Origin of the sequence: Paraburkholderia tropica (assembly GCF_014171495.1) — a bacterium.
In the GTDB taxonomy this organism is placed as follows: Bacteria; Pseudomonadota; Gammaproteobacteria; order Burkholderiales; family Burkholderiaceae; genus Paraburkholderia; species Paraburkholderia tropica.
In genome coordinates, this window is the sequence record NZ_CP049137.1 from 132,290 (window position 1) to 143,356 (window position 11,067).

Here is an 11,067-nt window from a genome sequence, read left to right on the forward strand (position 1 = left end):
TCTATCCTTTACCGAGAAGGTGATGCGCCGCACTGAATCCTGGAATCAACCCTTGCGGCCTGAACCGGATCAGCACCATGGAGAGGACCAGTACCACCGCGGAGGCGAGCGAGGGATCAATGCGATAGCCCAACAGCGTTTCCGCTGTACCAATAACCGCACTGCCCAATATGCTTCCGGCGATCGAGCCGATTCCCCCAAGCACAATTACGAAAAATGCCTTCGCGAGATAGGCAACACCCAAGCGCGACTCCACCGAAACCATGGGTGCGACGAGGACGCCAGCGAGCGAGGCAAGCGCTGCACCACCGCAGAATGCGACGCGGTTCAGCCGATGGGTGTCGATGCCTGCGGCTTCAGCCATTGTCGGGTGCTGGATCACGGCACGCAGCTGCGTACCAAAACGCGTGCGGGCGAAAAGTAGCCAGCACCCTGCGGTCACAGCCAGCGCGACGATAATCACGAACAACCGGTACGCCGGATAGCTCCCCCCAGGCACTGGCACTGCTCCGTCAAACGGCGCGTACACGAGCATTGGCTGGGTGCCGAAGATGAGCTCCAGTGCCTTCTGCGCAATTAGACCCACCGCATAGGTCGCGAGCAGCGTGTCGAGCGGCCGGTCGTAGAGCAGCCGGATAATGCATCGCTCAAGGCACCATCCTGAGAGCGCCCCGACAGCAGGTGCCGCCAGCAAGGCAGGCCAGAAGGCCTCCCGTCCTCCGAACTCCTGCGCGATCGCCAACGTATACGCCCCAATCGTGACCCATTCAGCATGGGCAAGATTCACGATGTCCATCATGCCGAAAACGATCGCAAGCCCAAGCGCCACCAGTATCAGGACGCTTACGTAACCCAGAATGTTGAAAATCGTTGTCATATCCGCAAGTCCCTGTTTTCGTGTCTACGGAGCTGTCGCCCCGCCCCGTGCAAACTGCAAACGAACCACATTTCAATTCCCTACCCGTGAAAGTGAAGAGTTCCTTAGGAAGCCAACTCAGAAACTCTTAGTAAAAAAAGCAGGACATTCCCAGAGACTCACGGGATGCCGGATAAGCACACGACATCCTCGGTTTTTGCAAAACGCCTGAAAGAGGCACGTATACGCTCGGGCCTCACCCAGGAGCAGCTCGGCATTAGTGCAGGCATCGACGAGTTCTCCGCCAGTGCCCGCATCAACCAGTACGAAAGAGGCAAACACTTGCCGCATCTTGTGGTGGGCCAACGTCTCGCGAGAGCACTGCACGTCCCGACTTCGTTTCTCTATGAGGAGGACGATCTGCTTGCCACCCTTCTCGCAACCGCGGCCCGGCTTACGCGCGCAAGAAAGAAAATCCTTCTCGTCAACGCCGAGACGCTGACTCGACCGGTATCGTCCAAAGGCAAAAAGCAAAGTGATGTTTAGCTTTTTGACTAAGAGTTACTTAGTAAATTTCCCGCGACATTCCGGGACACTCCCGGAATGTCGCGCGATACACCAGCCACTGATACCGTCTTCTCCAGACGCCTGAAACAGGCGCGACTACGCTCGGGCCTCACCCAGGAGCAGCTTGGCATTCAGGCGGGTATTGACGAATTCTCAGCCAGCACCCGCGTCAACCAGTACGAAAGGGGTAAACACACCCCTGCGATACAGACCAGCCAGCGCCTTGCGCGAGCACTGCTCGTCCCCACAGGCTTCCTCTACGAGGAAGATGATCTGCTCGCGAACCTTCTGGCACTCGCTGGGAGACTCAGCAAGGATAAGAGGAAAGCCCTCCTCGCCAGCGCAGAAAAACTCTCCCAAGAATAGACTAAGATTTCCTTAGTCTCGCAGCCAGCTGCCGATAGCACCACAACTGGTGCCTTGCCTGTCCCGCGAGTTTCCGCCCCGCGTCGAACCATGTCAGGTGCGGAGCGTCTCGTATCGGGAAGCCAAGATGTCCGCCAAACCCACTCCATTGCCCCGCCAAGACAGCGCACTATCGCGACCGCCCTCGCCCAATTAATTATCATTAAATTACGTCGACAGTTTCTAAGTGTCAACACCAGAATTTCGGTGTTTACCCTGGTTTTCTGACTGGTCTAGAACGCTTGACATGCATAAGCGTCGCACTTAACTTGTATTTATGATCATTAAATTGGATCAAATATGAACGACGACATCTGCGATCTGACTGCACAGGAGCTTCACGCTCTTTACACAAGCCGGCGAGCCTCCCCTGTGGAAGTCATGCAGGCCGTGCTTCAGCGCATTGAACAGTTCGACCCCGTCGTGAATGCCTTCTGCCAGATCGCAGCGGACGCACGCGATATGGCACGCGCATCCGAAACACGATGGCAACAGGGGCGATCACTCGGGCCGCTGGACGGTGTCCCAATCAGCGTAAAGGACAACGTTTCAGTCTTCGGACTTGCCACGCGATACGGGTCACGCGCTACCGACAAAGACCCGGCACCGCATGACAGTCCGTGCGTCGCGAGGCTTCGCGAGTCTGGCGCCATCTGCTTTGCCAAGACGACACTGCCTGATTTCGCTCACAAGATCGTCACCGACAGCCCGCTGACCGGCGTCACGCGCAACCCCTGGGACGCGCGACGGACCCCTGGCGGTAGCAGCGGTGGCGCAGCAGCAGCGGTCGCCCTCGGTATGGCACCGGTGGCAATCGGTACTGACGGCGGTGGATCAATCCGGATTCCGGCTGCCTTCACCGGCACGTTTGGCTTCAAACCGAGCTTCGGTCGTGTCCCGCATGCACCCCGCGGGCCGTTCGGCCTGCTGAGCCACGTTGGTCCGATCTCCCGCTGCGTGGCTGATGCTGCCCGCATCCTGACCATCATCAGCCGCCCCGACAGCCGCGACTGGTACGCATTGCCATTTGACGCATGCGACTATGAACTTGGCCTTGGTTGCAAGCTGGCGCCAGATGGTGTGCGCATAGCATGCAGCCCGTCCCTGGGACTCACTGTCACAGCAGAACCTGCGGTCCGCGACGCAGTCATGAGCGCAGCCGACGCCTTCCGTGTCCTCGGCGCCAAGGTCTATTCGGAAGATCCGCCAGCTGTCGCTCGCTGTAACGCGATCCATGCCACCCTCTGGCCGGCCTGTTGCCGCCAACTCACGGAAGGCATGCCTGACGGCGGTGCGGCGCTAGATCCGTCATTGCAGGCGTACTCTGACGCCGGCGCCGCAGTGTCTCGCAAAGCGCTGCTGGCTGCACTGATCGAAAGGGGGGAACTGGGCGCCACCGTCAACACCTTCTTCGAACGGTATGACCTGCTGGTCTGCCCGGTGTATCCACGCGTGGCCATGCCGCTCGGTGAGGCAGCAGCCAGTGAGGATCTTTTTCCCTACTTCACCGCCTGGTGCAATCAGCTGGGTCTTCCTGCGGCGAGCATTTACGCAGGCACCAATTCAGAAGGAATGCCAGTAGGCATACAGATTGTGGGCGGCCGTCACGCCGATGCGCTCGTGCTCTGGGCAAGCCACATACTTGAGCACGCGTTCGGAAGAGCGCCGTTGACTGAGGTCGCCCGCGCGCTCTCATCATCCATCGAGGACCGCAATCCGCCTTGACGTTTGTGCATGGTCGGAAGCCCCACCTCGAAGACTGCGGGTCAGGGCACGTGTCACGAACGGCGCTTGCTCCCCGCGTGCAGACCCAGGTCAGAGTCCAGCACCAGCTTCTGCTGCAAGGCGGCGTGCACCTTCCGAAGCTGCGCTTCCGCGTCTTCCATGTGCACCGCCATAAGCTTCTCTACCGCCCCTGCATCCCGGCGCTGCGCCGCTTCAAGGATCGCGCGGTGCGCAGCGACAGTCTGCCGCCCGAAGGCCTGGTAGTCATCCTGGGTCACGTTGCCCGCGACGATCACGAGGTTGTGCAGCATCTGGTTGATGATCTGACAGATGCTCCGAAGAAAAGCGTTCGGATTGGCCGCTGCCAGCACGTCATGAAAGCGGATGTCCTCATGCCGCTGATCAAGTGCGCGCTCATGGCTCACAGCGAATGGCTCACACGCCTCCACACTGCGCTCAAGCGCCTCCAGGTGCGTATCCGTCAGATGCTCAACTGCCCCCGCCGCAAGCAACGGCTCCAGAACGCGCCGCACGGCATAAATGTCCTCAAGGCTGATGCTCTCAAAGAACAGGTAATTCTGCAGCGACTGGAAAGCACGGGCGAGCGGGATGCGAGTAATCGTGGCTCCGCCGTCGGGGCCCGTGCTCAGCCGCACGAGGCCTTGCACCTCCAGCGCCTTGAGCGCGTCGCGTATCGATCCGCGACTGACATTAAAAATCTCCTGGAGCTCGGCCTCCTTGTTCAGTCGCATGCCGGGACGCAGCTCTCCATCGGTGATCCAGCTCTTGATGCGTTCGGCCACCTGGTCCCCGCGCTTCGTCGTGCGCGGGCCCCTGTTGTCTGGCTGAAGCATTGGATTTTTTCCTGCTGCCTGTTTTCGCGCTGACATACGTCTCATCCGTAGTTGGCCATCATCATTCGGTCTGAACGTCATTATCGGACATCCATCTCGCGTGATCGTGATAACTACCCTGCGCGCGCCTCCGATACAACACCCTCCCAATGTTCTGAGGTGACGCCCCCCGTCCGAATGCCTACGCTCATGGCCAGATGACACGCGAGATTCGCCTCTGGACGCGCGGTCGTCGATACTGGGTGCCGATGCGCCCGCCCGGGAGAATCGCCATGACGCGGCTTGAGCAGACGTCTCAGCAGGTCTATACCGTCGATGGCATCGGTGCAGCACTCGCTGTTCGGGGTCTCGACCTCGAACAGCTGACCAGGCGTATGCGCACCGTGAGCCTCGAATCGGATGCAACTGGCCAGATCGTCGGTCCGCCCTGGCGTGCGCATGAAGTCAGAGCCCTGAACACGAACCTCGTGCCCACGCAGCATGGCGGCAGTGCGACCCTGCAGTCCCTCGTTGCGCAGACAACGCTGATGGCCTGCCTCGGAGAAGCCGATGCGAGCCTCGCACTGGCACTGCCGGGCCCGGGTCTCGCCATGCCGCCAGTCGTTGCGCTCGCCTCGCCGCAACAGCAGACCCGCTTCTTCCAGAGGTTCCAGTCAGGCTCGCCGAGCTGGGGCGCGTTCGCCATAACCGAGCCGGATTGTGGCTCCGATGCAACCGCCATGCGCACGAGCGCACGCAAAACCGACCGCGGCTGGGTGCTGAACGGTACAAAGTGCTTTATCACAAACGGCGCGCGCGCCGATTGCGTAATCACGTTTGCAACGGTCAACCGGCAGATCGGCCGCTACGGTGTCCGCGCGTTCGTCGTGGACCGCAATGTGCCAGGATTCACCGTGTCGCGTATTGAGCAGATGGCAGGCCTGCGCGCCACGCAGCTTGCCGAGCTGTCCTACACAGATTGCGAGGTCACCGACGATGCGCTGCTCTCCCATGGTGCCAACAGGCCGCTTGATGACGCCTTCTCGGGTGCGCAGCGGTCCTGGGACTACTTCAGGCCACTGCTTTCCGGAGTGATGGTCGGTGCCTGCAGGCGGGTGCGCGCGGAGCTCGCCGCCTGGCTCGATGCAGGCGGCACCCCCGCGAACAGACATCACCGCATTGCAAGCGTCAAGGCATCCATGCTCGACATCGACCGACAGATCGCAGCCGCATGGCTAATCTGCCACTGCACTGCGTGGAAAGCGGATCGCGGCTTGACGACGTCTCTGGATTCATCCATGACCAAGGCGTTTGCCTCGCGCGTGGCCGCACGGGTGACACGCGCCGCCATGGATCTCGTCGGCATGGACGGCATCGCCGCCTGTCCGGCACTCGAGCAGAGCTACCGGGACGCCAAGGCGTTCGACATCATGGAAGGCACCGGTGACCTCCAACGGCTCATGGTCGCGCGCGCAGCGCACCGATCAACGGAACGCCCATGGGACATCACGCACGGGCCCCGCAACCTCCCCTTCACGCCTGAATCATCAATCGCTTTAGTCCATGCCCCCCGGTCGGGGCAGGAGATACCTCATGACGACGCATGAGACGCAAGCCCCGGGGCGCGAGGAAATCGCGGCCACCATCCGGTCATGCCTGCTGTCAGCCATCGGCAGCACCATGGCTGCAGATCTGATCGCAGAGGACACGAACCTGTTTGACGTTGGCATCGACTCCATGAACATGACGGACCTGCTGCTTGAGCTCGAGCAGCGCTTCGCCTTCACGCTTGCTCCGGAAGACCTCTCTGCAGACCTGTTCCTGCGTTTCGGCAATCTCGTCTCGTTTGTGCACTCCCATGTCCACTGCAACTAATCCAAGCCGCGCCCATACCTGCATCGCGGCCACGGCGAGTTACGTCCCGCACGCACGCGTGCGGCTCGACGCGGCGTCAGATCAACGACCGGCCCCGCCTTCATCCGCACGGGAAACCGTCATGCAAACAGTGTATGCCGATACGCTGCGCTGGTGCCACGATGCGATGGGCACGACACCCGTGGATCTTCCATCGACGCCGTTACACGCCGCCAGTGAGCCAGGCCTCCTCCTCTCGGAGATGGCATCCAGCGTGGCACGCGAAGCCATCGGGCGGTGTCCCGCGAATGTCAACATCGCGCCAGACCAGGTCATCGTCTGTGCGACAAGTCTTGAGCAGGATTACGCACTCTCGTGTGCAGGCCGGCTTCACAGCGAACTCGGTTCGACAGGTGTGCCATTCGCGATTGGACAACTACAGGGCGTATCGTTCTTCCTTGCGTTGCAGATGGTTTCCGACATGATGGCACGCGACAATCACGTGAGCTGCGCCCTGATCGTCGCCGCTGAGCGCTGGCTACCGCCCTTTTCCCGACTGGCCCGATCCGTTATCACCGCTTTGGGTGACGGTGCGGCTGCCGTACTGGTCACGGCTCACACCCATCCCGCGTGGGACGTGCTCAGCGTCAATGTACGCACGCCTCCCGTGCCCATTCCACCGTACGATATTGGTATCGATGAAGGGTTCGTGGTCGAGGTAATCGCACAGACGTGCATGCAGGCAGGCGTGACGCCCGGCGCAATCGACTGGGTCGTGCCACCGCGCATCGACGCGACGCTGGCACGCCGGATCAACGTCCAGGCCCGACTATCGGGGCAGACGTGGTACCCAGACCAGCACGACTGCGGATATCTGTGCGCCGCCGACGCACCCGCACAACTCGACGCGCTGCTGCACGCGACCATTCCTGCTCAGGGGCAACTCATCCTGCTGTGGTCGGCCGGCTTCCAGCGACAGGCCGGCTGCGCCATCCTCCGGTATCGGGGGAGCCAGCCATGACTGTGTCCGCAACAAATTCCCTCCTGTCGCTGTCCGGGATCGCATTCAGCCTGCCCGTGCGAAAGGTCGATGCGCATACCTGGGTCCGTCGCTGCCGCCTTCCCGAAGCCCGGGCGAATGCGCTGCTGCGCAACGGCGTGCAGCAGTTCCACGACGCTGCGGCAGCGTCGCCCGTCACGTTCGCGTGCGAAGCGGTGTCTGCCCTGCTCGAAGATACTTGCGCGACGCCAGCAAGCATCGATGCGCTCATATACGCCCACACAATCCAGAGCAGCGTCCTGGCACCACCCGCCGGGACTGCGGCGCTCATCCAGTCGCGCATGGGACTTGACCGCGCACTGGCATGTTCGGTGATGCAGCAGAACTGCGTCTCGCCACTGGTCGCGATCCGCGTGCTCCATATGCTCACCGTCGCCGGTCGACCGATCCAGCGAGCAATCGTTGTCTGTGCAGACGTGATGGGCTCGGGCTGCGACCCGCTGCGCGCTATTCATGAGTTCGCGCTGCATAGCGACGGGGCGTGCGCTGTCCTGCTCGAGCGCGGTGCCGCACGCAACTGCATCGTGGGGCTGCACTTCTATACGGATGCCCGCTACTTCCGCGGCACCGACGATGACCTGCAGCCTGTGCCGGATGACCGCTATTACTGGTCGGCATTCACCACGATGCGCGCAGCACTGCGCCAGGCTGGGGTTGCGGGCAGTGATCTCACCCATGTCCTGCCACACCACGTCAACCTGCCAGGATGGCGGCGCCTCATGGCCATGCTCCACGTGCCACAGGAGCGCCTTTTCACGGCGAATTTTGCACGCTTTGGCCACGTGTTCGGCGCTGACCCCTTCATCGACTTTCATAGTGCGCCGCACGCGCAACCGGGCTCGCACTCGCTGTTGTTCTCCAGCGGACTTGCCGGCTGCTTCGGCGCGATGGTGATCCGTCACTGATCGTCAACTTCGTCGGAATTCAGCCATGAGAAACCTCCTGGACCTTGTGCAGCTGGCAGCGCGCCGCACGCCTGAAGCACAGGCGCTCGTATGCGGAGATGCTCGCCTGTCCTATCCCGAACTGCTCCAGCGCAGCCATGCGTTCGCGCAGGCCTTGTCCTCATTTGGCGTCGCGCCCGGCGAACGCGTGGCGATCTTTCTCGACAAGCGTATCGAGACCGTCGTCTCGATGCTCGGTGCCAGCGCAGCAGGTTGCGTGTTCGTCCCGGTCAATCCGCTCCTGAAACCGGACCAGGTGGCCCATGTGCTTCGCGACAGCGGCGCCCGGTGTCTTGTCACCTCCGCATTGCGCGCTCGTGCACTCACTGGCGGGGAACTCGACCTGCTGTCCGACCTGATTCTCGTTGACGAAACCGACCCGACTCTTTTCAGTACAGAAGCCACTGCGGTCCATCGCTGGCCAGATCACCACCTCGCGCGCGGCAATGCCCCGATTCCGGCGTTCTCCGCGCCATGCCTTGACACCGACCTTGCCGCCCTGCTCTATACCTCCGGCTCCACAGGGTTGCCCAAAGGTGTGATGCTCAGCCACAGGAACCTGCTTGAAGGTGCATGGAGCGTCGCGGAGTATTTGCGTCACGAGCCGTCCGACCGCATTCTTGCGCTCCTGCCGCTAAGCTTTGATGCGGGCCTGAGCCAGCTTACCTCGGCATGGTCCGCTGGTGCAACAGCGGTCCTGCTGAACTACCTCACTGTGCAGGACGCCATCCTCGCGTGCGAGCGCGAACGCATCACCGCGCTCACCGGTGTGCCGCCACTGTGGATGCAGCTTGCCGGCGCCACGTGGCCCGACGGGCCGCGCAACACGGTGCGCTACTTCGCGAACACCGGCGGGCGTCTTCCCCTGCCCGTGCTGCAGAAGCTCAGGACGCTCTTTCCCCGTGCCACGCCGTTCCTGATGTACGGGCTGACCGAAGCGTTCCGCTCCACCTGTCTCGATCCCGCGCAGGTCGACCGGCGGCCCGACTCGATCGGCAAAGCGGTGCCCAATGCGCGGATCCTCGTGGTCCGTGAGGACGGTACGCCATGTGCTCCGGACGAACCGGGCGAGCTGGTGCACGTCGGCGCCTGTGTCACACCCGGCTACTGGAACGACACTACCCGCACCGCGCAACGTTATCGGCCTTCGCCTGAAGCAAAACCGGGCGGTGCACCGCGTGATACAGCAGTCTGGTCTGGCGACCTCGTCCGGCGCGACCACGAAGGATTTCTCTACTTTATCGCCCGCAACGATGCCCAGATCAAGAGTTCCGGCTACCGGATCAGTCCGGAGGAAATCGAGGAAACGGTTCATGCAAGCGGACTCGTCGTCGAAGTGCTCGCGTTGGGTCTCCCAGATGACGCGCTCGGCGAAGCGGTCGCTCTGCTCGTCGTCCTCGCCGTTGACTCAGACACTGAAGGCCTGCGCAACTGGTGCATCCAGCGCCTGCCACGTTACATGGTTCCACGGGACATCCTCAGTTGCCCGGAGATTCCACGCAATGCAAACGGCAAGTTTGACCGGGCGGCGCTACGCAAGCAGGCTGCCACATATGGACTTACGTCACTCGCGCACGATTCCGGGGAGAACGCATCATGAACCTGACGTTCCTCCGGAGGCCTTCCGGCCTGCAGTTCGGTGGCGTGGACGTGAGACAGCTGGCCGAGCGCGCTGGGCGCACCCCGTTTTTCGCGTACGACCGCTCCGCGATCGATGCCCGCATCCGGGAGCTACGCAACCTGCTACCCGCCGCCATATCGCTTCACTACTCGATCAAGGCGAATCCGATGCCCGCAGTAGTTCACTACCTTGCCGCCCGGGTCGACGGCTTCGATGTCGCCTCGGCACAGGAGATGGCTCTCGCGCTCGATGCCGGCACCCGCCCGCTCGAAATCGGCTTTGCCGGGCCAGGCAAGTCTCACGACGACCTGCGGCGCGCAGTCGCCTGCGGTGTGCACGTGCACGTGGAATCGGAAACCCAGTTACGGCTGGTCACCGCGATCGGATGGGATCTCGGCGTGCGGCCGAATGTGGCAATCCGCGTCAATCCCGACTTCAAGGTCACACACAGCGGCATGCGCATGGGTGGAGGTCCGGCACCGTTCGGGGTCGACGCCGATCAGGTGCCGGCGCTGCTGCGGGAACTCGCAACACGGGAAGTCTCCCTCGCGGGCTTTCACATCTTCTGGGGTTCGCAGTGCCTGCATGCAGCAACCGTCATCGAAGCCCAGCAACACAGTGTTGAACTCGTCCTCCGGTTGGCGAACGGTCTGGCCGAACCGCCCCGGTTCGTGAACCTTGGCGGTGGCTTCGGCATCCCCTACTTCCCGGGCGAAGCGCCCCTCGAAGTCAAGGTAGTCTGCGAGGCCATGCACGGCTGGATGTCACGACTTCGCGAACATCTGCCGGCGACCAAACCTGTCCTGGAATTCGGGCGCTACCTGGTCGGCGAGGCAGGGATCTATGTGTGCCGCGTGATCGACCGCAAGGTTTCGCGCGACAAAAAGTTCATCGTCACGGACGGCGGTCTGCATCATCACCTCGCCGCCTCCGGCAACTTCGGTCAGGCGCTTCGCCGAAACTTTCCGGTCGTCATCGGAAACCGCCCGGAGGAGGTGCCGAGCGAACGCTGTCATGTGGTCGGCTGCCTGTGCACGCCGCTCGACCGTCTGGCGGACGACATTGAACTTCCTGAGGTCCGCATTGGCGACCTTGTCGTGGTGAAGCAAGCGGGTGCGTATGGCCGCTCGGCAAGCCCGCTGCATTTCCTGAGTCACCCCGAACCCATCGAAATGCTTGTGTGACCCGTGAGATCCGGAGAT

Annotated in this window: 11 protein-coding genes; 9 read left to right on the top strand and 2 right to left on the bottom strand. The window is 62.1% G+C overall.

Translation table 11 applies throughout. The features are described from left to right. Nucleotide 1 precedes the first annotated feature (1 nt). On the bottom strand, nt 2–877 hold the full coding sequence (locus G5S35_RS31215; RefSeq protein ID WP_183040391.1) for a branched-chain amino acid ABC transporter permease: 876 nt from the start codon (nt 875–877) through the stop codon (nt 2–4). A gap of 165 nt (nt 878–1,042) precedes the next feature. Between G5S35_RS31215 and G5S35_RS31220 the strand changes: the two genes are divergently transcribed. The 3 genes from G5S35_RS31220 to G5S35_RS31230 all read left to right on the top strand — a co-directional run bounded on the left by G5S35_RS31220 (nt 1,043) and on the right by G5S35_RS31230 (nt 3,553). Beyond that, nucleotides 1,043–1,402, top strand: coding sequence for a helix-turn-helix transcriptional regulator (locus tag G5S35_RS31220; RefSeq protein ID WP_183040392.1), 360 nt, complete (start codon nt 1,043–1,045; stop codon nt 1,400–1,402). A gap of 57 nt (nt 1,403–1,459) precedes the next feature. Then, nucleotides 1,460–1,789, top strand: coding sequence for a helix-turn-helix domain-containing protein (locus tag G5S35_RS31225; protein WP_183040393.1), 330 nt, complete (start codon nt 1,460–1,462; stop codon nt 1,787–1,789). A gap of 339 nt (nt 1,790–2,128) precedes the next feature. Next, nucleotides 2,129–3,553, top strand: a complete 1,425-nt coding sequence (locus tag G5S35_RS31230; protein WP_183040394.1) for an amidase family protein — start codon at nt 2,129–2,131, stop codon at nt 3,551–3,553. A 53-nt stretch (nt 3,554–3,606) separates the two neighbouring features. On the opposite strand, the gene G5S35_RS31235 is transcribed toward G5S35_RS31230, so the two are convergent. Next, complete coding sequence (locus G5S35_RS31235; RefSeq protein ID WP_183040395.1) at nt 3,607–4,443, bottom strand: FadR/GntR family transcriptional regulator; 837 nt, start codon at nt 4,441–4,443, stop codon at nt 3,607–3,609. Between the two features lie 236 nt (nt 4,444–4,679). On the opposite strand from G5S35_RS31235, the gene G5S35_RS31240 reads away from it, so the two are divergent. The 6 genes from G5S35_RS31240 (at nt 4,680) to G5S35_RS31265 (ending at nt 11,049) form a co-directional block, all read left to right on the top strand. Next, nucleotides 4,680–5,993 carry an acyl-CoA dehydrogenase family protein gene (locus tag G5S35_RS31240; RefSeq protein WP_183040396.1) on the top strand — a complete coding sequence of 438 codons (1,314 nt, stop codon included), beginning with the start codon at nt 4,680–4,682 and terminating at the stop codon, nt 5,991–5,993. Continuing rightward, on the top strand, nt 5,980–6,261 hold the full coding sequence (locus G5S35_RS31245) for an acyl carrier protein (RefSeq protein ID WP_183040397.1): 282 nt from the start codon (nt 5,980–5,982) through the stop codon (nt 6,259–6,261). The genes G5S35_RS31240 and G5S35_RS31245 overlap by 14 nt, the downstream gene beginning before the upstream one ends. Before the next feature lie 121 nt (nt 6,262–6,382). Further along, on the top strand, nt 6,383–7,261 hold the full coding sequence (locus G5S35_RS31250; RefSeq protein ID WP_237181892.1) for a 3-oxoacyl-[acyl-carrier-protein] synthase III C-terminal domain-containing protein: 879 nt from the start codon (nt 6,383–6,385) through the stop codon (nt 7,259–7,261). Next, on the top strand, nt 7,258–8,205 hold the full coding sequence (locus G5S35_RS31255; RefSeq protein ID WP_183040399.1) for a 3-oxoacyl-[acyl-carrier-protein] synthase III C-terminal domain-containing protein: 948 nt from the start codon (nt 7,258–7,260) through the stop codon (nt 8,203–8,205). The genes G5S35_RS31250 and G5S35_RS31255 overlap by 4 nt, the downstream gene beginning before the upstream one ends. 25 nt (nt 8,206–8,230) lie before the next feature. Next, nucleotides 8,231–9,844: an acyl-CoA ligase (AMP-forming), exosortase A system-associated gene (locus G5S35_RS31260; RefSeq protein WP_183040400.1), complete on the top strand. Its 1,614-nt coding sequence runs from the start codon at nt 8,231–8,233 to the stop codon at nt 9,842–9,844. Beyond that, nucleotides 9,841–11,049 (top strand): pyridoxal-dependent decarboxylase, exosortase A system-associated, encoded by a 1,209-nt coding sequence (locus tag G5S35_RS31265; RefSeq protein WP_183040401.1) that lies wholly within the window; start codon nt 9,841–9,843, stop codon nt 11,047–11,049. The genes G5S35_RS31260 and G5S35_RS31265 overlap by 4 nt, the downstream gene beginning before the upstream one ends. The last annotated feature ends 18 nt before the right edge of the window (nt 11,050–11,067 follow it).